This window comes from Actinoplanes aureus (genome assembly GCF_015704865.1).
Lineage (GTDB): Bacteria > Actinomycetota > Actinomycetes > Mycobacteriales > Micromonosporaceae > Actinoplanes > Actinoplanes aureus.
Genome location: NZ_JADQTO010000055.1, coordinates 1 through 25792, shown reverse-complemented (window position 1 = coordinate 25792; position 25792 = coordinate 1). Strand labels below are relative to the sequence as shown.

The following is a 25792-nucleotide window of genomic DNA, read 5'->3' as shown; positions in this document are numbered from 1 at the left end:
CCGCGTTCGCCGGCGCCGGGGTGCTGCTGATCGCCGCCGCCGGGGTCGCGGCGCTCGCTGGCCGTCGGGTCACCGCCGCTGCGGTGGCGCTGCCCGCGGGGGAGCCGGTAGCCAGTCGCGCCTCCTGAACGGGTGCCCGTCCCGCGCGCTGCCCGTGGCGCGGGACGGGCGGGATTCATCGGGCTAGGCCGTCGCTGCGGCGGTCAACGCGGCGGGCGACTCGGACGCCGTCTCGGTGGCCGTGAACTGGGCGACGTCGGCGGCGAGGAAGTGCTGGATGCTGATCGCCTCCGGCGCGATGCCGATGAGCTCGTAGATCTTCTTGTGCATGCGGCTGAACCCGGCCTGGCCGCCTTCGGTGAAGAACTCCTGCTCGTACCAGGCGACGCCGAGGAACACGGTGCCGCCGCCGGCCTGCGGGTCCTGCGGTTTGCGGAACTGCACGTACGTGGTGTCCCAGTCCCACAGCATGAGGTCCTCGGGACGGGCGCGCAGCTTGTCGTCGCTCTCCTTGATCGCGTCGACGCACCGCGCCATGGTCGCGAAGTCGGGGCACTCGTACCGGCAGTCGCTGAACGCGATGACGGTCTTGTCACCGCGGCGGGCCGCGTCGTCGCTCTCGCCGAGGAGCACCCGGATACGGGCCAACTCTACGGCGACGCCACCCGGTTCCAGCAACAGGTCGAGGACGCCGCAACCCTGCTGCACGAACACCCCGCCGATCACGACCCCGCCGCGCCTATCTACCTGCACCGGTACAGCCTGGACGTGCTGGAGGAGCAGTCCGCCGGCGGCTATCGAGCCTGTGGGCAGGCAGCCGAGGCCGTCCGCATCCTTGAAGACAAGATCAAGGCAACAGGCGAGCGCCTACGCCGGGACCACGGACATCTGCTGGCCAAACTCGCCAACACGGTGCTGGCCACGAAGGAGCCGGAGCCGGACCGGGCGACCGCGCTCGGGCTGCGCAGCGCCACGGCAGCCGCGCTCACCGGCTCGGCCCGCATCGGCAAGGAACTGCGCACGCTCGACAGCGTGCTGGCGGTCCGCTTCCCGACGGCCCTGGGCCGGCGCGAACTGCACGACGCAGTCGCTGCGCTGCGCTGACACCCGTGGCTCCGCCCGGGCGCCACCGCGTTCACCCTGGCAGCGGCACTGCGGACTGGACGGCACCGGACCACCACGCCCATTCGTCGTTCACGCGCAGGGCTGGCACCGTGTCGGCGAGGCCGCGCAGCAGCGACTCCTCCACGCCTGGCATGAGCACCTCGACTTCCTTGCCGTTGACCTCGACAGCCCAGCCGTACCGGCCGTCCGCGTCGAGGGATTCACGGCGGACCGGTTCGCCGGTCTGCGGTGTGTAGCCACGGACCTCGCCGTTGAGCGCGGCGTGTTCGCGTACGTCGTCGAGGAACGAGTTCATATTGGCGGCGGCGACCTCCGGGGTGGCGCCTTCGACGGGACCGAACGCGGGCGTGATCATGACGTTAGCGTAGGGCCGTCAACCGCCCAGCCCTGCTCGGCCTCTTGAAACAATCAGCCTTCAGCGGCCCAGACGCCGCCGCAGCAGTACGCGAGGCGGCTCAGCGGCCTTCAGCCTCCGGCCGTGCCGCTGGCGGCCAGTCGGCGCGGTGGGTGGAGACGCCGGTACACCGCTCTTCCACGCGGTACGGGCAGCGGCCAGGCGAGAACGGAAGGTCAGCACACCTTCATTGCACCCTGCGCGTTCCGCTTTGGTCATCCGCGAGAGGGACGCTGACGTTCAACGAAAGATCGACGAATACCGCAGAACTCGAATACCGTACCTGCACCAGCTCATTGTGCAGAGTCGCAGTAGATGCAACGACTCGCTGGTTGTCGTACGCAGACCACCTGGGCGGCCCTTAGACGCGGGGAAAAGGCCATAGTGGTCGTCCTGCCGGACACCGGTAGGCGGCTATCTGAGCACCCCGCTGTTCGCGATCTCCTGAGACGGTGGTGTCCCGGGGGCGGACCGCCTACCGGGACATCGCGGCCGGATCAGAGAGCGGTGTCGACGCCGGCTTCCTCGCAAACCGTGTTGACCAGCGTGCGGCCCAGGGTCGTCTTGGCGTTGTTGTCGTACTCGCCGATCGGGTCCGCCGGGTCCTTGGCGGCCTTGGCTACCGAGGCGGCAAGGCTCTTGACCGCCTCCGCGGTCGCGGTCTCGCTGTCACCGGCCGCCTTGGTAAGGGAGGCCGCGAGGCCCTTCAGGACCTTCTTGCTCCCGGCGAGCGGAAGGTCCGCACCGTTGTTGGTGGCTTTCGCCGCCAGGGCCACCAGCCCCTCGCCGTAAGCCGCGCTCGCCTTCTCGACGGCTGTACAGATCTCCTCATCGGAGGGGGCGGCGGGGGCCGCGGGCGCGGACGAGTCCGTGGTGGCCGCGGCGGTTGTGGCGGCCGGTGCCGGTGAGGAGGTCTTATCATTCTCGCCGCACGCAGCGAGACCACCCATCATCGAAACGCCGATCAGTACGGCGGAAGCAACTCGTGTGAGATTGATGCGGCGAGACGCTAGGTGATCATGAGGATGATGATCAACTAGCCGTACTGTGGGGAAGATCCCGTTGACAGCCTGCTCGAATAGATGCCCCGTTCGTCAAGCACTGACGGTCTCCACTCGGGATCGGCCGGCCTTACCGGCGTCTCCTCCTGCTCGTCCGCCGTCAGTCGGTGATGTGGGCCGAGCTCAGCCGTACGTCTTCGAAAGCTGGCCTGGCCAGGATGTCCGGCATCCCTAGTTATGCCCCCTGTTTCGTAGCGCCGTCGATGTTGCGGCGTGGCGGTAATCGATAATGGAAGGGTCTCCGGTATTTGGTTCAGCGACCAAGCAAATGCGGAGGATGCATGGCTACGGAGGTTGGCACCCAGTTCCGACGCGCGCTCGCCAAGGCGGCCCTCATGCCGGGCGTTGGCTGGGCTGTTGTCGTGGTGGCATTGCTGGGCGCCGCCACTAGAGGCGCATCCCCGCCTCTTCTCAACCTGGCGATTTTCGTCATTCCAGGCTTCGCCTTCGTCCCGGCCACCATTTTTGTGATCCACCTACACCGCGCAGCGGACCAGGCGACCTTCGACCGCGCGATGCGGCGCGTGCTTGTGTCAGCGGGGATAGGCCTGGCGTTGTTAATCGGTGCCGGTTACGCGCTCAGTGGGTTGAGCGATTGAGCTGGCGGGGCCAAATGCAACCGTCATAGCCAGTGGTGGCCCGCTCCTCCGCTGCTGCCCGAACGGCTCAGGAGGCGGAGGAGGCAGCGGCAAGTCGGTGGGCAGCTGTGGTCCGCAGTGCCGCGTGCAGTCGGGGAGCGGGGACCACTCGGCCGGCCGGCAGGAAGACGTTGCCGCATCCCGTGCAGTAGAAGGTGTGCTGCCATAGGTCCCATGCCGCCACCATCAGCGCGCCTTCACGCTGGATCCGGCGCTGTCGGCGAACTGCGGCCAGCGCGCATAGTGCGGCTAGTGCCGCAGTGACCGTGGCCAGGAACCATGCTCCCAGATCGGAACTGCCAGGAAGGGTCGCGGCGACGACCAGCAACCCAGAAAGACCTGCCAACACGGCTGCGGCGACGGCGACACCCGCCGGCGACGGCAACGCCGGCGGGGGAGCGAGGTAACCAGCCAGCACGGTGTGCTGGACCGACCGGCCTCGGCTACGTCCTCGGTAGCGGCCCCCATTAACGGAAAAACGCGTGTAGGTCTCGGTAACGCTCACGCCGGCGGCGTACTCGGCGGGCACCGACCGCACGCGCGCCGCCGTGCCACAGCGAGGGCAGCATGTCGAGGAAACGGAGGCCATGTCACCATTGTGGACCGTCAATGCGGGCGGCGGGATCCCAACTGCAGCTCCTGGCAACACACGGGACCCGGGTAACTCGGCGGCTGTCATTGAACGCGTATCCGCAGAGCTAGCACGGACCTGCCCGCACGGGTGATCAGGCGAGCTAGCCCCCCGCCCTCGCCGACGATCTCGCAGAAACCTAGCCCACGGCTGAGCAGAGGGCTGTGCACACCACTTAGTGCCTGTCTCGCTACTTCAAGATCGGGTCTAGGATCGATTCTGCGTTCGCGGGGACGGCGCTGAAGGTTCGCACCAGACTCTGGGTTGGCCGGGATTCCCGCGTTGGTGACGTACCGGGCGCAACGAGGCGTCGGCGGCGGGCACCTTATAGCCGCAGGTCCCGCAGGTTGTGTACTGGCCGGTGTCGAAGTGGTAGCTCAGCTCCGACAGCGCCCCGTCCAGGGTGTCGATCAGGTGGGTCGCAAGGATGCGCTGGTCGGAGGGCTGCAGGGTCGGGTCGGTCATGAGGCTTCTTTCGGTTCGTCGGCGTGGCCGGCACGGGCTGGCTGGCTGGCTAGTAGGAGTCAGTGTGCCGCGTGGTGGCATATGTCGGCTAGATCCGTGTGCCGGATCAAGCTGGGCGGCGGCCGTAGCTCCGCAGCGTTTGATTTGACGTCACCGTGACGCTCATACGAACGGCATTGACAGAGCTCAGTCGACCAACGTTTGCGCTAGCTGCGGGAACAGGTAGCGAGACAGCCACTTAACGGCCGCCATCCACGGATCGAGCCGCGCACCACGGCAGAACCATCCCCCCGACCGCATGCCGTATGCCGGTATCGGCCTCGAATGCATCCCCCCGGGCTGCGAAAACGTTTCGAGATCCAATTAGACAGTCTGCTGTGGCTGCAAACGTACCTACGTCGCCGCGAGGATCTTGGCTGCCCTCGCGTCCAGGCGCTTCGCAGCGGCCAACCCGCGCAGCTTGTAGGGCGCCAGATGCTGCCGCAAGGCCACTACGGCGTCGCGGGTACGGGACGAGCGGATTCCGTCCATGCTGTCCAGGGCGAGGTCCCACGTCTTGCATGCCTTCTCGGCGTGGCCCTGCCTGCACTGCGTCTCGGCAAGATCCGCCATCGCGAGCGCATATACCCGGGGATAGCGGGCTTCGTCCCAACAGCTCGCAGCTCTGGCCAGTTGCGTCTCCGCCGCGGCCAGGTCGTTAAGTGCCTGCAAGGTCTTCCCCGCCTGGTGAGCGAGGCGTGCCTCCGCCGGCCCTCCGAGCGATGCCCATCTCGGCGCCTGCTCGGCTCGTGCCTTACTGATGAGTGCCTCAGCAGTTCGCAGCGCGGTACGAGCTTCGGCCGGGGATCCCGCCGCAGCCCGGGCGCGGGCGGCGGTCAACCAGAAGAGGCTTTCCAGCCCTCGATCAACATTCCCGCGCGTCAGCGCCAAGGCCTCGTCAGCCAGGTCGACGCAGTGCGCGTGCTGGCCAAGGTCCATCGCCTGGTGAGCGAGGATCCGTAGCCCGTAGGCGGCATGTGCACGGGGGTCGTGTTCCTGAGCCAGTTGGAAGCTCCGGAGGTAGTACTGCTGAGCCAGGCCAGCTCGTCCGATGTCGTGCGCCTTCCAGCCGGCCAGGTACGCCAGGGAGGCGGCTGCGCCGAACATGTCTTTGCGGTGCGTGGCGGAGGCGAACCTGCTGGACAGGTAGCCGGCGACGTCGGTGCGGAGGTACTCCACCACGGCGGTCCGGGCGTGTCCGCCGCCGAGCCGTTCGTCGGCGTCGGTCAGCGCCTTCGTCATGTCGCGGACTGCCTTGAGCTCACCGTCGCCGACGGTGCTTCGCAGACGTACCGCTCGCTGACTGCGATCGGCGTGTTCCCGTAGCACGTCCAGAGGCAGAAGGAGCGCGCCGATGGAGTAGGCGGCTCCGGTGATCACGGTGCGGCGGTCCACGTCGGCACTTCCCAAGTTGACGAGGCTGGCGACTGGGTCAGGTGGCAGCCGGTCCTGGCAGATGATCGGGTCCAAGTCGGAGGCTAGCCCAATGTCGGCCGCAGTCAGTAACCTCCCAACCCTTCGAGACAACGCCTCCACGAGATACCCGATGACCTTCTGCCCCGGCTTATGGCCGGCCACCCAATGGCCTACAGCTGTCTTGGTGACTGTCTGATCATGGTCCCGGCTCTCCCTGGCCACACCCTCAACGGCGACCGCCAGCGCCCCATAACTACACCCTGCCTCTTCGATGATCTTCGTTAGGGCGTAGTTCCTTTCCAGCGGTGCAGTACGCATGATCGGGACTCCTCCGGCAGTCAGGTTGAGACGGATGAGACGCATTGATCTACCAAGTACCTACGCAATGCGAGCGCCGCACGGTTCACTGTGGATGCCTGCGCGGATTACCTCTCCGCCGGGTCCGGAATCTGCAAGTTGCATGTTTCGCCCCTGGTCAGGGCGCTTCATGATCGCGCTGCGGGGCGGCGCGCCCGGCACCGGCACTACACACTTGCCGCTATTTCTACCTGCCAGAATTGCCTCCCACTCAAGCTCAACATCGGAATCGAGAATCGCTCATGTCGGTAACCCGCGAAAACGATCCCGCTGCCCTGCGTGCCGCGATGGTGGTTTCTCTGCGAAATCAGGGCCTGCTACACGACGAGGACGTGGCGAGGGCACTCTCAGTAGTGCCACGGCACCTATTCGCCCCCGGCGAGACCGACCTCAAGCGGGTGTACGACACGCACACCACCCTGGAAGCGGTGCACTTCGCCGACGGCCGGCAGTCGAGTGTGGTCTCGGCGTCGCACATCCAGGCGATCCAACTGGAGATGGCCGGCATCGAGCCGGGCATGCGCGTTCTGGAGATCGGTTCCGGCGGCTACAACGCGGCGCTGATCGCGGAACTCGTCGGCCCGACCGGCTCGGTCACGTCCGTCGACATCGACGAAGGCGTCGTCGACCGGGCCCGAGCCTGCCTCAACGAAGCCGGCTACAGCCAGGTCAACGTCGTGCTGGCCGACGCCGAGCACGGCGTGCCCGCTCACGCACCGTATGACCGCATCCTGGTGACGGTCGGTGCCTTCGACATCCCGCCCGCCTGGTTCGAACAGCTCACCGATAATGGTCTGCTCGTCGTGCCGTTGCGGTTCTCCGGCATCACACGGCTGATCACCTTCGGCCGCACCGGCGACATCCTGACGGCCAGCAATTATCGGCTCGCCGCGTTCGTCCCGATGCAGGGCGACGGCGCGGCCACCGAGCAACTGATCCAGCTCACCGACGACATCGGCCTGGTCGTCGATCCGCAGCACAAGGCCGACTTCAACCTGGCCGCGCTGCGGGAGGCGCTGCACCGCCCGCCCGTCGACCTGTGGGCCGGCACCCCCTTCGACATGCCCGACGAACTCGCCCTGTTCCAGCTCACCACCGGGGGCCCCGGGATGGTCATGCTGCGCGCAGCGCAGAAAGCGGTCGACGAGGGCCTCGTCGACCCGGCCGTCCGCCACGGCATGCCGGTCCTCGTGCAGGGCGGCAGCTTCGCCTACCGCATCAAGCGGAAGAGCGACAACCAACCGGGCGGCTACGAAGCCGGAGTCCGCGCCCACGGATCAGACGCTGAGAAGGTCGGCCAGCAGATGCTCCAACTGATCCGCGCCTGGGGTACCGACCACTTCTACCGCGGCGCCGCCAGCATCACCTACTACCCGGCCGAGGCCGACACCGCCGGCCTGACCGGATGGCGTAGCGAGAAGCCCCACGGGACTCTCGCCGTCAGCTGGTCCTGACATGAGCTTCCGGCCTCACATTGGCCGGAGGGACCCACCCCAACTCCCATCCAGGAGGTTGCAGTGACAGCACCGCCGATCGCACCGCCCGTCATCAGCCCCTCGCTCGGTGACGAGGTCCTCGAAGTCGCGGCCGAGACCACGACCGGGGTCATCAGCGACGAGGGCTTCCTCGACGACCTCGATATCACCTTCGTCGAAGCCGGCGACGCCGTCGGGCACATCATCAAGATGACCGACGACGGGTGCGGCAGCACCTGCCAGTCCGCCTGCAACAGCTGCTGACCGAACGGGCAGCGGCGTAACACGAACGAGTCCGGGCCGACCTGCCGGCCGGCCCGGACTCACCCCGGCTTCAGCTCGAAAGGGGAAGGTCGTGTACCAGAGCCTGGACAATGCGCTGCTGATCCGCGCGGCGGTCTGCCGCCCTGATCAGGTCAAGGCATGGCCGGACCTGATCAGCAGCGATGCGGCATCATCGTGGCCGCAATGGATCCGTCAAGCCCTGCAGATTCCCGGGTTCGCGGCCGCCGTCGACCACGCCAGCCCCGACCTCACCCAGCGCATCCACGCCGTGCTCGCCGGCACGGCACCCGAACGCGATGCCCGCCGCGTCGTCCTGGCGGTCATGCGCTACCTGCTGCGTGCCACCACCCGAGCCACCCCGTACGGACTGTTCGCCGGCGTCGCCGCGGCCACCGCCCACGAGCCCGCTACAGCCCACGTCGGTGACAACCACCGACCGGTGGCCCGGATCCGGACCCCGTGGCTCGACGAAGCCCTGGCCCGCCTGGAGGCCGACCGACAACTCCGTCAGGACCTGCTGGTACATGCCAACGACCTGCTGACCGAACGCGGCGAACTGATCGTGCTCGAGCACCGCGCCAGCAGCACCGCAGAAGGCGCACCCGTCCACGTGCGGGTCCGTGTCACCGCCGCCGTCCGGGTGGCGCTACACAGTGCCTGCTCGCCACTGCGGTGGGCGGACCTGGTGGACAAGGTCGCCGCCGGATGCGACGTGTCGCCAGCGGCTGCCGAACGGCTGTTGGGCCACCTGCTGGAGCAACGGCTGCTCGTCACCGAGCTGCGGCCATCGATGACCGCGACCGACCCGCTGGCGGCAGTGCTGGCCGTCCTTAACCGCCTGCCCGACCAGACCACCCCCGAGACCCCCGTCCCGAAGTCCGCCGCTGAGGTGGTCAACGTGCTCCGCCGGGTGGCTCATCTCAAACGGCGCCACGACCAGGCCCGAAGTCGGGCAGCCGCCACCAGCGACCGGCGCGAACTCGCCGCGGCCGCCGCCATAGTCAGCGACAGACCCGCGGTTGCTGTGGATCTACGGCTGGATGCCGAAATAGTTCTACCGCCGATCGTCACACGCGAGACCGCCCGAGCAGCCGCTGCGCTGACCCGCCTCTCCGTTCCCGCGCCGATCGGCTGGGCGGCGTGGCACCGCCGATTCCTCGAACGCTTCGGCCCGTACGCGCTGGTGCCCGTCCGTGACGCCGTCGACCCCGTATGCGGACTCGACTACCCCGCCGGGTTCGCCGGCGCCGCCCCGGCAGCCTCTCCGCCCGTCACCGGCCGCGACCGCGCCCTGGTCGCGCTGGCCCAGCGCGCGGCCCTCGCCCGTCAACGAGAGATCGTCGTCGAGGACGACCTGCTCGCTCAGGTGGGCGGTGAAGCCCCGGATACGGCTCAGGCTTCCACCGAACTCACCGTGCGGGTACACGCTTCATCCCTGCTCGACATCCGAGCCGGAGCGTTCACCCTTACGCTGGTTCGGGCATCCCGCAACGCCGGGACGAGCACCGGCCGGATGCTAGATCTTCTCGACCCCGCCGAACAGCAGCGGATGGCCGCCGCCTACACCGACGGGACGCCACGGATCACCGAGGGCGCACTACTGTCGCAGCTGGTTTCCCCAACCCGGTACGCGATCAGCATGGACGTCGCCCGCGCGCCGCAGGTGCTGCCGCATCTGACCCCAGTGGGGGAGTACCACACCGATGACGACCCGCAGCAGATCACGGTCAACGACATCGCCGTCATCGCCGACCCGCACCGGCTCTACCTGATCTGTCTCTCCCGGCGTCGACCGATCCAGTTGGTACCGTTCACCGCAGCGGATCCGGCACGGCAAATGACGCCGCTCGCGCGCTTCCTCGCCGAGGCCTCCACCGCGCTGGCCGCACCGTGCCATCCGTTCGACTGGGGCCCGGCCGCCCACGACCTGCCTTACCACCCCCGGCTTCGCTACGGTCGTACCATCCTCAGTGCCGCCCGCTGGCGGCTGACGAGTAACGACCTGCCAGCGGCCGGTGCCAGCTGGACGAACTGGTTAGGCCAGTTCACGCGTTGGCGCGAGCTCACCGGCTGCCCGTCGCAGGTTTCGGTGGGCAGCAGTGACCAGCGCCTGGCGCTCGACCTGGACGAGCCCGCCCATCAGGCGCTGCTGCGCGACTACCTGGCCCGCTACCCGGTCACAGTGCTTCGCGAAGCGCCCCCCGGCGCGGGATGGATCGGTGATCGGCCCCACGAGGTCGTCGTCCCGCTGGTCGCGACGTCGCCGCCCGTTCCAGCACCGACGCTACCCGCGGAGGCGACATGCGTCCGACAGCACGGCTTTCTTCCCGGCGGCCACCACACCTACCTGAAGGTCTACGCCGGCCTCGACCAGCAAGACCACGTCCTCACCGGCCACCTGGACGACTTGCTCGGCGGCCAGCCCGGCGAATGGTGGTTCCAGCGCTACCACGATCCCGACCAGCACCTGCGACTCCGGCTCACCGGCGACCGCACCGCGCCGGTCCAGCGATGGTCGGAGAATCTGCGGGCCGCCGGCCTGACTGTCCGGGTCCAACTGGACACCGACTTCCCCGAGGTCAGCCGCTTCGGCGGGTCTCACGCCTACCCATCCGCGCAGACGGTATTCGCCGCCGACTCGGCCGCCGTGATCGCTCAGCTCACCGCCACCGGCAGCAGCAACGGCCCCCACCCGCAGGCGCTTACCGCGGCCAGCATGCTCGACATCGTCACCGCGGTCCTCGGCGGCCCGGACGCAGCCTGCCGATGGCTGACCGAGCACACTCGGCCCCAGCGCACCGCCCCGCCGCGACCCGTCTACAACCAGGCCGTTCATCTTGCCGACCCCGAGCGCACCGCCTTCACCGCCGCGCCGTGGGGTGAAGGAATCCTGGCCGCCTGGCGGGCCCGGGCGACAGCGCTGGCTGCCTACCGCGACGTGCGCCAGGCTGCCGGAACCGACCCGGCCACCCTGCTGCCCGACCTGCTGCACCTGCACCACACCCGCCTCACCGGACCAGACCGGGACGCGGAAGGTGTCTGCCTACACCTCGCCCGCGCCGCCGCGCTGAGCTGGAGCGCCCGAACCAGGAGCCGTTCATGACCGCCACCACCACACCCGTCGCCGCCAAGCTCGGCCCGCTCCTCACCGCCGCCGCCGACCAGCTTGCCGACCCGGCCATCGTCAGGATCGCCGATGACTGGCGGACCCTGCCGCCGTCTCTCGCCGGCGGTGCTGCCGGCATCGCCCTGTTCCACCTCGAGCGGGCCGCCTCCGGCCACGGTGACGTGGCGGTCGCCCGCCGATGGGTCCGTGCCGCCGTGGACTTTCCCATCAGCGTCGGACCCAATGCCAACCTCTTCTACGGCGTCCCGACTCTGGCCCTGCTGCTGCACATCGCGGCTCCGGCGATCGGCGGCTGCCAGCGGACACTCACGACCCTGGACAACCGGACCAGCGCGCTCACCCGAGACCGGCTCGACGCCGCTTACGCCCGCATCGACCGCGGCGACCCGCTACCAATGCGCGAGTTCGACCTCGTGCACGGCCTGACCGGACTCGGCGCCTACCACCTGCACCGCCACCCCGACCACCCGATCACCCACGACGTGCTGACCTACCTGGCCCGCATCACCGAACCCCTCGACCAGCACAGCAACCGGCCGCCGTGGTGGCTGCACTCCGGGCTCGGCGGCCTCCCGGATCCCCGCTTCCCGCATGGCCACGCCAACCTCGGCGCCGCTCACGGCATGAGCGCCGTCATTGCCCTCCTCTCCCTGGCCGTGCTCGCCGGGCAGCAACCACCCGGCGTCCTCGAAGCGCTTACCCGCCTCTGCGACTGGACCGACCAGCACCAGCACGAGGACGACACCGCTGGCGGCCCCTGGTGGCCCGGATACGTCACCGACGACCCCGGCCCGCCCCGCCGGCACCGGCCGTCCTGGTGCTACGGCACCGCAGGCGCCGCCCGCGCCCAGCAACTAGCCGGCCACGCCCTGAACGACAGCCTCCGGCACCGCCGAGCCGAAGCCGCGATGCTCGCCTCGCTCCGGGCACCAAACCAGCGAGCCGCACTGCCGGAAGGCAGCCTGTGCCACGGCAAAGCCGGACTCCTGCAAGCCACCTGGCGCACCATTGCTACCAGCACCAATCCCCACCTGGCAGAACAGCTCGCCAGCGAACTTCCGCTCCTGGCCGACGACGTGGCCCGGCAACTCGCCGCCACGCCACCGGACTCACCCGAACTCATGGACGGCACCGCCGGGATCGCGCTCGCGCTCCACACCGCCCACACCAACGCCTGCGTCACCACCTGGGACGCCTTCCTCCTGCTCGCCTGAACCCCCACGGAGGCCATCGTGAGCACGTCCGCCTGGCACCAGACCGACATCGGGTTCACCGACCACTGCACCGCCGAACAGAGCGCCGCCACCCACGTGATCCCGATCCTCGCCACCGCCGAAGCCCGCGGCCTGATCAGCGCCTGGTCAATCGTGCGCAAGGGCACCCAGTGGCGGCTGCGCTACCGGCCCACCCGCACCGGCGCCGACGCCCCCGCCGGGATCACCGCGAGCCTCACCGCGCTATGCGGGGCCGGCCATCTCACCAAGGTCGTCGACGTCATCTACGAACCGGAGACTGAAGCCTTCGGCGGCCCCCGGGCGATGCGAATCGCGCACCGGCTATGGCACCTCGACAGCCGGCACCTGCTGACCGCACGACCCGACCAACCGTCATCCACCCGCCGCCGGGAAATGTCGATCCTGCTGTGCACCACCATGATGCGGGCCGCCGGCCTGGACTGGTACGAGCAAGGCGCCGTCTGGGCGCAGGTAGCCAAGCACCGTGACCCCGTCGATCCGGACCACGTCATCGCCGTGCTCGATGCCGTCCGCCGACTACTTACGGTGGCCCCGGAGAGCCTGACAGCCATCGGTGCCTCGCTGGCCGCCGACAAAGCGTGGATCAACGCGTTCGCCACCACCGGCGCCGCCATCCGCCGCATTCACGACGACGGCCACCTTCAACGAGGACTACGTGATGTGCTTGCCCACCACATCATCTTCGCCTGGAACCGACACGGCGTCCGCGCCGTCGACCAGGCCGCGCTTGCCACGGCAGCCCAGACCGTCGTCTTCGGGCCCGATCCCACCGCCTCCCTCACGATCGAAACGGCGGCCACCAGATGAACCACATCACCGCCCGCCGATTCCCCCTAGTCGCCCGGCCCCGGCCCGCTTGCACACCACTACCCCAGCGCATCGCGGGACTGCACGTCATCGCGGACAAAGCCGCAGCCACGGGCGGCCTCGCGGCCGCAGTCTCCGTGTTCAATCTGGCTGCCCTACTCGCCTCCGACGTCGGCATGCACGACCTGGCCCGCCAGTGGTGCCACCGCCTCGCCCGCGTAGCCCTCGCCCAACGACACGCCGGCCATCACGCCCTCGAACCGGTGGTGAACCTGGCCCGGCTCCTGATCCGGGCCGGCGACGGACCCGGCGCCTGGACGATGCTGGAGAACCTCTTCCAGGCGGTATCCCGCCGCAGCGACATCACCATCGACGGCATAGGCATCCCCACCGCAGAGCTGACCCAGACGGTAGAAGCCCACCGTGAGCTCCGAGAATGGCTCTGGAAAGTCCTGCTGGGCACCGGCTCCCACGCCCTAGCCTCCGCCGGGCGATGGGACGAGGCCCGCAACCGCCTCAGCCAGCACCGTGCCATCGGCGCGAACATGCTCGACGGTCGGCAGATCGCCGTCATCTCCCACGCCCTCGCCGGCCGTCACGCTCAGGCTGACCAACTCCTGCGCAGCACCCTCCCCGGCGAGCAATGGGAAAACGCCGTAACAGGCTGCCTGACCCTGCTCTGCACTCCCGGCCACCGCGTAGACACCAGCCTGCTCACCCACAGCATCCACCCCGAGCCCGGCTTGGCCGTCTTCTGGACCCGCCTGGGACTGAGCCTCATCGACGCACTCGGCACCGGCCAACCGGACACGCTCGCCGTCGCCACCGGCCTGCTCCGACTCGCCTCCACCGACGGGTACGCAGCGCGCGACGTCCTGGCCCACCCCGTCTGCCGCGCCAGCGCAATCGAGGCACAGATCCTCCACCTGCAACACCTCGTCGACGCCTGCGGCCTCGACCGTGGCTACCTCTCCGCCAGCGAGCTGACACAGGTGAACAACCTGTTGGGTCGGGTCGAGCTGGTAATCAGTCGCCCGGCCACACAACTGGTATAACCCACGACCCGAACCACCCAGACGGTGGACGACGGGCCTGCCCGCACGGGAGCCGGCCCGCGGGCCGGCTCCCGGTTGCCACCCGCTCTGCGACTGCCGACGCCGGCGCCTGCGCTCCTGCTTCAGTAGACCCGACCTCAGTAGACCCGACCACCGTTCGGCTCGGGATCGGGCGGTGTCGTTCTAACCGGCGCCGAACGACAGATCAACCGCTACATCAGGGGTCCTGCAAATCTGATCCGCGGGTAGACAGGCGATGGGTGCTGGCACGTGACGGCAACCTAGATCTAGACAGCTTTCGTGGTCGGGGTCTCGTTCGGCCCACACTCAATGCTGTCTCAACGGCCTCAAGACAACACTCACGTTGGGCCGAGAGAATCCGGCCGGCGGACCCTGACCGCGAAGGCTGTCTAGCAGCCGGTGCAGATGCTGTTGTTCCTCGGCTTGGGTCTTGAATGTCACGACACGACACCGTACGGATGGGGTACGACGAGTACGTCCCCGGCAGTAATCCGGCTGGGACGTCGGGATGCTGATCTCGGGTTGACCGGCAGGTACACGGCGGGCGCCGTCAGTGTTCGCTCAGGTGGCCGCCGGGTCCAGGAAAGCGCGGGCTGAAACCCACAGCTGCCGGTCCGGTTCAGCCCACGTTTTCAGGGGATATGCGCTCCGAGATCCAGGAGGAGCACTTGCCCGGCACCACCGCACAGCCAGAACCCCGCCACGAAGATTTCACCTGCCCACGGTGCAAAGCACGCATCAATGTGCCCTGCACCTTTCGCCGCCCCCGCCGTCCGGCTGACCTGCCGTGCCACGCCCCGCGCTTCGACAAATGGCAGCGAGCACACCTGCGGTGGCGAACCACCGGCGCGCACTGCTCGCCGAGCTCAGAGACCGCTGTGGTGTCCCCTTCCGGGTGATCACGTCGTGGCGATCCCGCCCGCGACGACCTGGCCGTCGCCCGGCTTCCCGTCCTGCCCGCTGCCGCGGGCGCCGGCGTGCGGCGGCCGCTGATCGCCACCGCCAGCGGCCGGTCCCTGGATCGCGGCGCGGTGTGGCGGCTGCTGCGCCGCCTCGCCAAAACCGCCGACATCACCCTGGTGATGAGCCCGCACATCCTTACGACACTGACGGCGCCCGCCTCGGCCGATCTCCCGGCTATCGGCTCGCCGATCACCTCAGCGACACCGCCGCGTAGCGTCGGTGTGTTCTGTCGTACCCCTCTGCGATGCTGACGCGTATCAATGACGGTCAACTTCAGGGAGGTCGGAAGTGGGCGATCTACCAGCGTCGGAACCAGCCGCGACCGGCACAACCTATGTGCTGCAGTTCGGCGACCGGCATGTGTTCGTCGGCCCCCTGCTGGCGCGCACCGCCGACCCGTTGACCAGCGAGCAGGCCCAGCAGTGGGCCCGGCCGTGGATCGGCGACACCACGATCGACTGGGAAGCCCACCCGCTCGACGGGCCGCCCGGCAGCGGCTGGGCCACCATGGACTTCCTCAGCGGCGAGCAGTTCATGCTGCACTGCTACCCGGACGGATGGCGGCTGGTGCGGGCCCTGTCCCGTGGCGACGGCGTGACGGTGGAATCCGACACCGAGGCCTGCGCCTGGGCCGACCGGGTCGTCAAGGTCAAAGACAACGTCACCGGGCTGCACTGGTCGCCCGGACCGACCCCGGACGGGGTCACCACCTGGTACGGCACTGCCTGAAGACGATTTCGTCGCCCGAGAACGTCAGCGGGTGTCGATACGCTATGTCTCCTGTGTAGTCAGGCGACCACGAGCGGCGAGGTGACGCATGAAGTGGTTCAAAAGGCCAGGGCCGGAACCCGAGGACGATCAGCAGGCCGTCAAGGAGTTGCTGGACCGCTACCACCACCGGGCGAGCATCAGCGACGGCGACCGGCTACTCCTGCAGCCGGGCCAGGTGCTGGAGAACATCGCCCTGGCGATGGAACGGCTGGACAACGACATCAACACCCCGATCAGCATCGAGCAAGACGTTGTCCCGCTCGGCGACCTGCTGGCGATGGTCCGAAACCTGCGCCTGGGACCCCTGCTCGCGGTCCACGTGGTCAACACCGCGATGCGGATCATGTCGGCCCGCTATCCAATGGAGTTGGTCCGGCGGCCGTTTCCGCCGGAGTTCGACCTGCGCAAGCTGCACGCGATGACCTACAGCGACCACGAGCACGAGACGGCCAAGAGCATCTTCAACCAGCGCACCGCCAGCGCCGGCGACCTGGACGAGCCGGACGTCGCGCCGGTCCTGGAACCGTTGACCGCCGATCAGCAGGTTCAGGTCTTCACAGCATTGTTCTTCATGTTCGGCACCAAGGTGGGAGCGATGAAGTACCGCACCGGCATCCCGTGACGAGGGCCAGACGCGGCCTGAGCAATCGCGCCTGCCGTGCCGGCCCGACGGCAGGGGTATCGGACGGGCAGATCGCCCGTCAGGTCGCACTGACGGCCCGCTCCCCCTCGTCCTTGGCAGCTTGTGGGGCGGCCTTGGTCTCGGCTCGCCGGCAAACCTCTTTCGCTTGGTCTGCCTCGCCCGGTTCGCTCTCCCCCGCTGCCCGCCCTCACCCGCCGGCCACCCGGTCCGGGACGCGTACCTGGGGCGTTGCTGACGGATGCGCGACCAGGAATCCAAAAGTTGGTCTAGATTGCGACGGTCGCTGGTCGCGCGGAACGTTCATGGTGGACCCCGGTGTCGGCCGGCGGCGAGTGCTCCGCAAGGCCGGCCACGCCGTCGAGCAGGTCAAGCATCTTGCGGGCGACCACCATCAGCGTGCTCGACGCCTTCTCCAACCGCGGCATCGCCTCCAGCCGGGCGCGGTCGGTGACCCGCCGAGCCGGGCCGATCAGCCGGGTTGCCATCAGCGAGTCCAACAGATCCAGCGCGTCGTCCATCGCCGCGGCCTCCAGCCGGCGAGCCGTGGCCAACAGCGTGGCGGTCCTGCGCGGCTCGGCCAGCACTCCGCACTTCCGGTCCGACTTGCAAACGTAAGTCGCTCATACGGTGGGGGTTAGAGCGAAGGTGGTTATCGAGCTGCGACCATAGGGCGATCAGGATCGTCCTCTACTCAGATTTTCAGCAGCTCAGGGAGACGGCATGGCCGGTCTTGTAGACCGGTGAGAACTTCCTCTACATCTCTCAAGGCGCGGCCCGGGGATCGACGCCTCTCGCCTGCGGCTTCGGCGTCGACCCCGGCCGCGCAGACGCAAAAGCCCGGCCATCCCCTCGACAGGAGACAACCGGGCCTTCAGATAGCTGTACGTAGCTGCGGGACCAAATCTGGTTACTGCGCCGCGGCCACGCCGAGTGCTAGATTCGCCCAGACCGATGGGCTGGCAGGGATCTGCCACAGCGCGCCGAGTACTGCACCCTCGGAAATCGACAGTCGGCCTTCCGGACATGGAGACTCAATGGAGCGGCTGCCACAGACAGACCGGCCTAAGCTGAAGCTAGGCCGGAAGGCGATTCTGCTAATCATCGCGGCATTTGTCTGGCCGGGTCTGGTCGCGGCAGCCTTTGTAGCTATGGACGCTGAAGGCCCCTTTATGGCTGCGTCGGTGGCGTTACTCACCATGCCTGTGGGATTCGGTCTGGTTCTCTACCTCAGCAAGCAGCGGCGCTAGCCTCTCACACGATCGACGGACAGGGATGCCTCGGCGGCCCTGCCGGGGGCGGCCTGCGGCCAGCTGAGGAACAACTGCGCCTCCGGCGGGCGCTCGGGGAAGCCTTCCCGCCACGCGCCGGAGGCAATCAGACCGGGTAGCCGGCCCGATTGGGCAGAGCCCGCGCGACGGGAAGCCTCCGGCCCTCACCCTGATTTCAAGGTCACCGGACATGCCGTGCCGAATACGTGCCGAAGCCCAGCCCGCCGAACGGCAAAGGCCGGTTCCGGCCCTGGTCAGAAGCATGATTAAGGGCCATTACCCACGCCGCCCTCCGAAGGAGACATATCCGCGTGACCCGCACGGCCAGGGTCGGCGGCGACCATAGCGCGACAACATTGGGGCAGCCATCAGTGTTCATGCAGGTCAGCACTTTGCACTGGCCGGTCTTGAAAACCGGTACGAATGGGGTCGTACTCCGAAGGTCTTCGCGAGAAATTATTGGATGTCCGCACTTCGGCAAAGTCGGATGTCGAGCGCCGCGGCCCGGCTACGGTCCGTGACGTGCTTGTGGGTGGCCAGCGCGCTCGGACAGCGGCAGAAGCGTGCATGAGATCCGCAGCGGTTTCGCGGCCCGGATGGGTCAGGCACTCTCAACCAGAGCGGCGGATTTTACGCATGAGCATCGCGGCATTTGAGTCTATCTATTTGCAGCTCCGCAACCTCCTACCTAAGCTCCGAACTTGTCTTTCATGCGGGGCCGGACGCCGGTTCTTCAGGCTTGGGAGGATCGTCTGCCATTGAGGATCGCGACAACTCCTGGGCAATTTGCGACAGTGTCGAATCCCGCACCTCTGCATCCTGAATCTTCGCCACTAGGAGGTTCCCGAAAACGACATGATGGGTCGCCACGAGCCTTTTATGAAAGTCGACCATCGACTGAACGACGGACGAGAACATCCTGAGAAATATCAACCCTACAAAATTAGCCAATATCCCGCCCACCGCACCCAGCGAGGCAACCACAATCTTCTCCGAAATTTGCTCCTGACTCTCGGCGGTGATTAGACGGAAAGCGGCGAATATCGAGGCAAACCCAGCAATTATACACAGGATTCCAACGTAGAATATCAGGCGTCGCTGCCTAAGGGCCTGCTCGTAGTATCTCCTGACCTCCAGATTGTCGATCTGAAATAGCCGGAAAGCCCTCTTTTCGTCGTCATTGAGCAGGTTGACTAGATCAAGAGAATTCTCCTTAGACTGCATTTCCTGTTCAAGCCGGCGGGCGCCGAGCAGCAACGGGAAGGGGGCGATCCATAGAAGGATCGCGCCTATGGTCAGCGGCACGGCTATTGTCCATTGACCAGGTCTTGAATCCTCAAATAGAGGTCGCACCCAGGCAATTACGGCAACGAGCGAGGTGACAGCCGCCGCAAGGAGGGCGAGTGGCATGCGGGTATGAATCGCCGCATATCGCCGCCTGAGCAGGTCCACCTCATTTCTTGTTTCGGCCTCCAGGGCGTTGCTCGATTGAAGCGATAGCTCAACCCCCTCCCCGGGAACCCAGCTCGAAATCAACCGAGCCCAGATTGCATCGTCACGACTTTTGAGCGCGCGCTTAACCCAGCGGCGTAACGCTTCTGCCGCTCCGTCGGCCTTGAATATCCATGCGCTGCTAGGCTCACCTCTCCGAATAGCTGTAGTTGAAAGGTCCCAAACCAGTGAGGGCCGTGGTGCTACGCTTAATGGTGTCGCGAAAATCCGAAACTCAATCTTTTTCGCTGTAACGTCGATACCATCTATTACATAACGGGACCCTAGGCGGAATTTGACAAGAGTCGACAGGCGGAACTTCGACAATTTCTTTTTCAATTTTTCGCGTAGCTCATCCATGGCTGCGTCACTTAGTTGCGATAGATCTATCGAGATCAAAAGCGCTTCCCCGGAGACGAAGACCCTACCCTTTCGGCGCATCTCTTTTCGCGACGCAGGACTGACAATTCGATCTGATGTAGGAGCACTAGTACTTGGGTCACTCATGGTCGCGCAGCCCTTCTCTGAGGTCAAGCGAGATCGTAACCCAAAAGGTGCCTCCTGTGATTCCTAGCGCACCGATCTTGCGTCCTGTCCCGGCCCGAGCGTATTCGGTTCACGCTGGGTGACACTCTCATCGGCAGTTCAGCGCGCTGAGCAGCCCGGAGGGCTGCCACCGAGTCTGACTGCCGATGGAAAAAGGTGCATGCACGCTCGGCGGCGAATAGCGAGGTACACCGTTATGCCAGTGTGCTTGTTGACTAGTTGGTTTCCTCCGGCGCGGGGATTGCTGAGGCGCGGCGCTCTGCGTGTCAGGTCTACCGGGGACAGCCGCAGACAACTTCCGGGGCTGACCGTGACGGGGCAAGGTCGTTGGCGGGGGAGCCACCGCTGGTTTGGGGGACGGTCTGCTGGCGAGGCGGGGCAGGCCAGTGGTGGCGCCCTCACCATGGGCCGTCGCGAAGCGTCCGAGCTTGCCGACCGCTTTGGGTACGGCAGCTCAGGCTGCCGCCCCTCGGTCCATCTTCCCTGAGCGGCCGTTCCGGACGGCTTTTCCGGCGAAGCGCTATGCCACAGCAGGCCGGCACCGTCCCCTCGGCTGATCCCGTCACCGTAGAGAGGAACGGCATGCCATCAGGTCAGAATCTGCGGCGCCAGTTATTCCGGCGCGCAGCGCTGCTCACCAGCGGTCTTGTTGCCGCCACCGTGCTGCCCGGCCAGGGCGCGTTGGCCGCCGGCAACGCGCAGCTGGTCACGGTAAGCACCGACCAGGCGTACTACCAGGCCGGCGAAGGCAAGAGCAGCACCATCACCCTGACCGTCGCCACCGGCGACGGCAAGCCGCTCGCCACCGAGACCACGCTGGCCTACCGCACGGGCACCGGCACCGCGTCGGCCGGAGCCGACTACACCGCGGTAGCCGGCACGGTGACGTTCGCCAAGGGCAGCCACCCCGGCACCGGCAAAACCATCAGCGTTGCGCTGCGCCGCGACCGGGCCGCGGAGACCGCCGAGACGATCCCTGTGACTTTGACCGCGTCCACCGCCGGGGCCACCGTGGCGTCCGCGCCGACCGTGGTAATCAACGCGAACGGACTGTCCTACCTCGATCCGAGGTTGAGCATTAGGTGGCGCGTCGCGGACCTGATCTCCCGGATGAGCCTGGACGACAAGGTCGGCCAGATGACGCAGGCCGAACGCGCCGCCGTCGCCGATGAGCCGGCCAAGGTGGCCGAGCTGCGGCTCGGCTCCGTGCTGTCCGGCGGCGGCTCGGTACCCGCCCCGAACACTCTGGCCGGCTGGGTGAGCATGGTCAACACACTGCAGCGAGCGGCGATGAGCCTGCCGTTGCAGATCCCGATCATCTACGGCGTCGACGCCGTGCACGGCCACGGCAACGTGCACGGCGCCACCGTCTTCGCGCACAACATCGGTCTCGGCGCCACCCGCGACCCGAACCTGGTGGAGCGGGTCTATCACGCCACCGCCGCCGAGGTCCGGGCCACCGGAATTCCGTGGAACTTCGCGCCGTGCGTCTGCGTGTCCCGTGACGAACGCTGGGGCCGCACCTACGAAAGCTTCGGCGAAGACCCGGCCCTGGTCTCACGGATGACCACCGCGGTCGCCGGCCTGCAGGGCCGCAGCCGCAAACAGCTCGACGACCCGGACCGCGTCCTCGCGACCGTCAAGCATTACGCCGGCGACGGCGACACCCGATACGGCACCGGCTCCGGCGACTACGCCATCGACCAGGGCGTCACGGTCAGCAGCCGCGCTGCGTTCGCCCGCACGAACCTGCCGCCCTACCTGCGCGGCATCCGAGCCGGCGCCGGCAGCGTGATGCCGTCGTTCTCCAGCGTCGACTTCACCGACGACGGCGAAGGTAACCCGGTCAAGATGCACGCCCACCGCGACCTGCTCACCGGCACGCTGAAGGGCAAGCTCGGCTTCAAAGGGTTCGTGATCAGCGACTGGGAAGGCATTCACCAGCTGCCCGACCCGACGGCTCCCGCCGGTGCGGCGGAGCCGACGGCCGGCCAGGTTCGCGTTGCCGTCAACGCCGGCGTGGACATGTTCATGGAACCGAACACCGCCCCACAATTCGAGGCCCTGCTGAAGGCGGAAGTCACCGCCGGGCGGATCTCCATGGCCCGCATCGACGACGCCGTCTCGCGGATCCTGACCAGCAAATTCGAGGTTGGCCTGTTCGACCAGCCGTACGCCTCGACGGCCCGCACCAATGTCGTCGGCAGCGCCCAGCACCGGGCCATCGGCCGTGAAGCGGTCGCCAAGTCGCAGGTGCTGCTGAAGAACACCGGCAGCGTCCTGCCGCTACGCCCGGACGCGAAGATCTACGTGGCCGGCCGTAACGCCGACAACATCGGCAACCAGGCCGGCGGCTGGACACTTGACTGGCAGGGCCGCTCCGGAGACACCATCCCCGGCACCACCATCCTCGACGGCATCCGCCAGGTCGCGCCGCGCGCTCAGCTCACCTTCAGCGCTGATGCGTCCGCGCCGATCACGGGCGCGGATGTGGGTGTCGTGGTGGTGGGGGAGACCCCGTACGCCGAAGGCTACGGCGACGTCGGCGGCCCGGCCTGGCCGTGGGGCACCGACGCGCAGCAGGAAACCAAAGCGCTCACCCTGCAGCCGTCCGACAAAGCAGCGATCGACAAGGTCTGCGACGCCGTCGCGAAATGCGTTGTGCTGGTCGTCTCCGGCCGCCCGCAAATCCTCACCGACCAGCTCGGCAAGATCGAGGCTCTGGTGGCGTCCTGGCTGCCCGGCAGCGAAGGCACCGGTGTCGCCGACGTGCTGTTCGGCAAGCGCCCGTTCACCGGCCGCCTGCCGATGACCTGGCCCGCCAGTGTCGACCAGGTGCCGACCAACGCCGGCGACAAGAACTACCAGCCGCTGTACCCCTACGGCTGGGGCCTGCGCACCGGCGACGGCCGCGACCGCCTCGCCGACGCCGCCGGCCGCCGCCCTTCCGCAGCGATGCGCGCCCTGCTGACCCCCGCGCACTGGGACGGCGCGACACTACGCGCCAGCACGTCCACCGTCCGGCTCGCCGAACACGCCTTCACCACAACGCGCGACGCGACGCTGCAAGACGAACTCCTGGCCGTCCTGCACGACACCGCCCAAGCCCGCATGACATCCGGCTCCGGCGCCACCAACGGAGCCGCCGTTATCGCCGACGCGGACCGCGCCCACGACGCCGGGCGAACACACCAGGCCGTCACGACACTGACCAGGTTCATCGGCTCCTAACCGCGGACCGCCGGACCGGGCACCACCCCGCCCGGTCCGGCCCACAACACACCGTCGCGCCAAGAGACAGAACCGCCACGGCACCTCGAAGCCGGTCCGCCGGCCGCCACAAGCAACCAGCCCATGCCCCGCAGACCAGCAGACCGCCGCGCCAGCGACCCAGCCACCGCCAACGCCGTCCCCCCGGGCGGCGGTGCCACCGCCGGCCACGCCTGCAGGCAGCCAATGCCCCTCGGCACCACATCCAGCTGTACCCACCGCGTCCCCCATTTGCCTATCAACCATCGGCGATGAAGGAGTCACCGTGCAGCAATCCACCGTCGACACCCCGCAAACCCGGGCCGGCCTCAGCAATCCCACCCCGCAGTGGACTGGCCGGTTCCGGACCAGACGTACCACCTGGGCAAGCGCAGCGATCGCCGCGACCGCGTCCGTTCTGCTGCTGCTCGGCTTCGCGGCCGCCCCTGCTCAGGCGGTGTGGTGGCAGTCCATCAAACGCGGCGCGCTGTGCATGTTCCTCGCCCTCGACACCAGCACCCCGGTATCGCTGAACGGCTGCGGCCTCGTCGGATCCGCGCTCAAGCGCGTCGGCCGCGGCGCCCACAACGGTCACCGACTGATCCAGATCAAACTGCCATCCACCTACCCCTACTGCCTGGACTCGCGCGCGCAGCGGACCGGCTACGTACGCAGCCATCCCTGCAACAGAGGCAGCTACCAACTCCTCGAAGTCTTCGCCGGATCCAAGCCACGAACCGTGGTCCTCAAGTCCCTCGGCGCCTGGCAGCACCAGCGCGTACACATCTGCATCTCCAGCGGCAACGCCAAAGGATCGAAGATGAAGTGGGCGCCGTGCCACACGAGATCCACAGCGCAGCAATTCCGTTACACCTGAAAAAGCGAAACTTTGTCCTCGTCCAGCCCTCTCCGCCACACCACACACGACAGCTCGGACAGCTGCCCGAGCTCCCTCCATCGCGAACCTGACCAGGTCGACACAGCTGAAACAGCTCTGCGGCGCTAGAGAAGGAACCAGAACCAGATGACGGATGGCGCTGAGGATGGCGGATCGGCTGACGTACTCAGCCAGCTGCGCGACGAGGCGGCGACGGTCCAGATCCGCCCCGGCACGCTGCCCACCACCGGTTTCCTGATCTCCGTACCTCAGTATTCGCTGGCCGGCCGAGGAGTCTGGTCCGACGCAGAGATCCTGGAATGGTGGAGGCGCGTCGAGCACGTCTGCACCGATCCCAAGGCCTGGTTCACTGAACTCGGCGCCATCCGCGCCCTGGGGATGACCCTAGGCCTCGACTCCGAGCCAACCGTTCTCTACGCCGGCACATGGACTGACCGCGAGACGAAATGGTTTGACGCCAACCTCTATATCCCCCGCCACCTAACTGTGGCCGGAAAGCTGGGCTTGGGTGACCTCCATCCTCCAACAACTGGTTCGCCGTCCAGCTTCTGGCACCAGAAACGCCGCGGCTGCCGAGAACCCGACGCACTCGACGTTGCGTTCGCGGTAGGGAGAAGCCTCCACCAGGCCGCGGTATGGGAACTCGACGATCAACTTCCGATAGGTGGCCGCAGTTGGCCCGTCTGGTACTGACAGCTCCGCTGGGTGCGAGGCACTGAATCGGCGAGGCAATCACCATGCCAACGTAGGTTCCTTACGGCTACCAGCGCATCGGACGACGCTGTCCTGCAAACCGGCGGCGTACCCCATCGAGGGATTCTCGCCGCCTCGCGAAAAGGGAGGCATGCATGGACGACTCGCTCCCAGGCCAGATCGTGGCCTACCGCCACGCCCGGCAGCGGGCGAGGGAACTAGTCTAGTTCAGAGCCGCCCTGCGGAAGGCGAATACTGGTCACGCGAGTGCCTGTTTCTCAACCCAAGATCGTTAGGGCCGGTCGCGAGCTAGCAAGTCACCCATCACGCCAACCGCCTTGACTAGACGCTATACGTCTAGTCAGACTAGACGGACATCGTCTAGTGGGAGAACGCCATGTTTAGCGAGTGCGTGACGATCAACCTGGCCGATGTCGACATGGCCGAGCACCTAAGCGAGGACGCCGCCTTCCGTGGCAACGGCTACTACATCGACGTCGAGGGCAACACCATCACGATCACCAAAGACTGCCTGACCGAGGTTTTCGGCGAGCTCACCGAGGACGAGGACGGCCACTACGACGGCGTCCACCTGTGGATCGGCGGCTTGAACTACTCCATCCGGCCGGCCAGCCCCGAGTCACGCCCCACTGGCGGTCTCCGATGACCTCCGACCACGAGATCCTGACTCGGCAGCTGCGCCGCGACGTCGGCGCGGCTGCCGAGGCTCTCGGCGCCCTACTCGGTCCCGACCTGACGCTCACCCTGACGTCCATGGTCCACGAGCGTGCACCCCTCTGGGCCGGGCAACTGCTATCCGGCGACGACCGTGAGGCCGCGCAGGTCGTCACCGACCTGGCCGTCGCAGGCATCGTCCCGGAGAACCCGGACGACCGATGGTGGGCGACACCGTTGGGCCGGGCCGTGGCCCGCTCCGTGGGGCACCCCGCAGCCGAGACGGTCTCTCACTCGGTCGCCGCCGCGATGCTCGGCGTCCACAAGTCGCGGATCGGGCAGCTCATCGCCAAGGGACAACTCGACCGAGCACCGGACGGCAGCATCACCACCATTTCGATCCGCGCGTACCTAACGACCCCCTCCGGATAGCCGTGCAGCCG

22 protein-coding genes are annotated in these 25792 nt (G+C 67.4%); 16 read left to right on the top strand and 6 right to left on the bottom strand.

The genetic code is table 11. From position 1 onward, the window contains the following. Nucleotides 1-183: 183 nt before the first annotated feature. Nucleotides 184-753: a hypothetical protein gene (locus I4J89_RS47905; protein WP_196420903.1), complete on the bottom strand. Its 570-nt coding sequence runs from the start codon at nucleotides 751-753 to the stop codon at nucleotides 184-186. Nucleotides 754-768: 15 nt separating this feature from the next. Here I4J89_RS47905 and I4J89_RS47900 point away from each other — a divergent pair, with 15 nt between their 5' ends. Further along, entirely contained in the window at nucleotides 769-1104 is a 336-nt protein-coding gene (locus I4J89_RS47900) for a hypothetical protein (protein ID WP_196420902.1), read from the top strand. A 31-nt stretch (nucleotides 1105-1135) separates the two neighbouring features. Here the strand turns inward: I4J89_RS47900 and I4J89_RS47895 are convergent, their stop codons facing one another. Together I4J89_RS47895 and I4J89_RS47890 are read right to left on the bottom strand one after the other, a co-directional pair. Further along, nucleotides 1136-1480 (bottom strand): hypothetical protein, encoded by a 345-nt coding sequence (locus I4J89_RS47895; RefSeq protein WP_196420901.1) that lies wholly within the window; start codon nucleotides 1478-1480, stop codon nucleotides 1136-1138. A gap of 536 nt (nucleotides 1481-2016) precedes the next feature. Further along, nucleotides 2017-2469 carry a hypothetical protein gene (locus I4J89_RS47890; protein WP_196420900.1) on the bottom strand — a complete coding sequence of 151 codons (453 nt, stop codon included), beginning with the start codon at nucleotides 2467-2469 and terminating at the stop codon, nucleotides 2017-2019. A 392-nt stretch (nucleotides 2470-2861) separates the two neighbouring features. Between I4J89_RS47890 and I4J89_RS47885 the strand changes: the two genes are divergently transcribed. Further along, nucleotides 2862-3179, top strand: a complete 318-nt coding sequence (locus I4J89_RS47885) for a hypothetical protein (protein WP_196420899.1) — start codon at nucleotides 2862-2864, stop codon at nucleotides 3177-3179. 1528 nt (nucleotides 3180-4707) lie between these two features. Here I4J89_RS47885 and I4J89_RS47880 read toward each other — a convergent pair. After that, nucleotides 4708-6087, bottom strand: coding sequence for an NsdA family TPR-like regulatory protein (locus I4J89_RS47880; protein ID WP_196420898.1), 1380 nt, complete (start codon nucleotides 6085-6087; stop codon nucleotides 4708-4710). A gap of 281 nt (nucleotides 6088-6368) precedes the next feature. Here I4J89_RS47880 and fxlM point away from each other — a divergent pair, with 281 nt between their 5' ends. The 9 genes from fxlM (at nucleotide 6369) to I4J89_RS47835 (ending at nucleotide 16508) form a co-directional block, all read left to right on the top strand. Then, the gene (fxlM, locus tag I4J89_RS47875; protein ID WP_196420897.1) at nucleotides 6369-7580 is read left to right on the top strand and encodes a methyltransferase, FxLD system; all 1212 of its coding nucleotides are present in this window, start codon (nucleotides 6369-6371) and stop codon (nucleotides 7578-7580) included. A gap of 63 nt (nucleotides 7581-7643) precedes the next feature. After that, nucleotides 7644-7865, top strand: coding sequence for an FxLD family lanthipeptide (locus I4J89_RS51895; protein ID WP_309238795.1), 222 nt, complete (start codon nucleotides 7644-7646; stop codon nucleotides 7863-7865). 91 nt (nucleotides 7866-7956) lie between these two features. Continuing rightward, nucleotides 7957-10989 (top strand): lantibiotic dehydratase, encoded by a 3033-nt coding sequence (locus I4J89_RS47865; RefSeq protein WP_196420896.1) that lies wholly within the window; start codon nucleotides 7957-7959, stop codon nucleotides 10987-10989. After that, nucleotides 10986-12227, top strand: a complete 1242-nt coding sequence (locus I4J89_RS47860; protein ID WP_196420895.1) for a lanthionine synthetase C family protein — start codon at nucleotides 10986-10988, stop codon at nucleotides 12225-12227. The genes I4J89_RS47865 and I4J89_RS47860 overlap by 4 nt, the downstream gene beginning before the upstream one ends. Before the next feature lie 18 nt (nucleotides 12228-12245). Further along, a complete protein-coding gene (locus I4J89_RS47855; RefSeq protein ID WP_196420894.1) occupies nucleotides 12246-13076 on the top strand; it encodes a thiopeptide-type bacteriocin biosynthesis protein in 831 nt (276 codons plus the stop codon). Between the two features lie 137 nt (nucleotides 13077-13213). Beyond that, nucleotides 13214-14131 carry a hypothetical protein gene (locus tag I4J89_RS47850; protein WP_196420893.1) on the top strand — a complete coding sequence of 306 codons (918 nt, stop codon included), beginning with the start codon at nucleotides 13214-13216 and terminating at the stop codon, nucleotides 14129-14131. A 998-nt stretch (nucleotides 14132-15129) separates the two neighbouring features. Beyond that, nucleotides 15130-15366 (top strand): hypothetical protein, encoded by a 237-nt coding sequence (locus tag I4J89_RS47845; protein WP_196420892.1) that lies wholly within the window; start codon nucleotides 15130-15132, stop codon nucleotides 15364-15366. Nucleotides 15367-15403: 37 nt separating this feature from the next. Then, nucleotides 15404-15844, top strand: coding sequence for a hypothetical protein (locus I4J89_RS47840; protein ID WP_196420891.1), 441 nt, complete (start codon nucleotides 15404-15406; stop codon nucleotides 15842-15844). 88 nt (nucleotides 15845-15932) lie between these two features. After that, nucleotides 15933-16508: a hypothetical protein gene (locus tag I4J89_RS47835; protein WP_196420890.1), complete on the top strand. Its 576-nt coding sequence runs from the start codon at nucleotides 15933-15935 to the stop codon at nucleotides 16506-16508. Nucleotides 16509-16795: 287 nt separating this feature from the next. Here the strand turns inward: I4J89_RS47835 and I4J89_RS47830 are convergent, their stop codons facing one another. Both I4J89_RS47830 and I4J89_RS47825 read right to left on the bottom strand, forming a co-directional pair. Beyond that, a complete protein-coding gene (locus I4J89_RS47830) occupies nucleotides 16796-17113 on the bottom strand; it encodes a hypothetical protein (protein ID WP_196420889.1) in 318 nt (105 codons plus the stop codon). 1392 nt (nucleotides 17114-18505) lie between these two features. Next, complete coding sequence (locus I4J89_RS47825; RefSeq protein WP_196420888.1) at nucleotides 18506-19648, bottom strand: TRADD-N-associated membrane domain-containing protein; 1143 nt, start codon at nucleotides 19646-19648, stop codon at nucleotides 18506-18508. Nucleotides 19649-20416: 768 nt separating this feature from the next. Between I4J89_RS47825 and I4J89_RS47820 the strand changes: the two genes are divergently transcribed. From I4J89_RS47820 to I4J89_RS47800, 5 genes are all read left to right on the top strand, one after another. Beyond that, complete coding sequence (locus tag I4J89_RS47820) at nucleotides 20417-23065, top strand: glycoside hydrolase family 3 N-terminal domain-containing protein (protein ID WP_196420887.1); 2649 nt, start codon at nucleotides 20417-20419, stop codon at nucleotides 23063-23065. A 304-nt stretch (nucleotides 23066-23369) separates the two neighbouring features. Further along, nucleotides 23370-23960, top strand: coding sequence for a hypothetical protein (locus tag I4J89_RS47815; protein WP_196420857.1), 591 nt, complete (start codon nucleotides 23370-23372; stop codon nucleotides 23958-23960). Nucleotides 23961-24107: 147 nt separating this feature from the next. Beyond that, entirely contained in the window at nucleotides 24108-24674 is a 567-nt protein-coding gene (locus I4J89_RS47810) for a hypothetical protein (RefSeq protein WP_196420856.1), read from the top strand. 397 nt (nucleotides 24675-25071) lie between these two features. Further along, nucleotides 25072-25341: a hypothetical protein gene (locus tag I4J89_RS47805; RefSeq protein WP_196420855.1), complete on the top strand. Its 270-nt coding sequence runs from the start codon at nucleotides 25072-25074 to the stop codon at nucleotides 25339-25341. After that, nucleotides 25338-25781: a hypothetical protein gene (locus I4J89_RS47800; protein WP_196420854.1), complete on the top strand. Its 444-nt coding sequence runs from the start codon at nucleotides 25338-25340 to the stop codon at nucleotides 25779-25781. The genes I4J89_RS47805 and I4J89_RS47800 overlap by 4 nt, the downstream gene beginning before the upstream one ends. The last annotated feature ends 11 nt before the right edge of the window (nucleotides 25782-25792 follow it).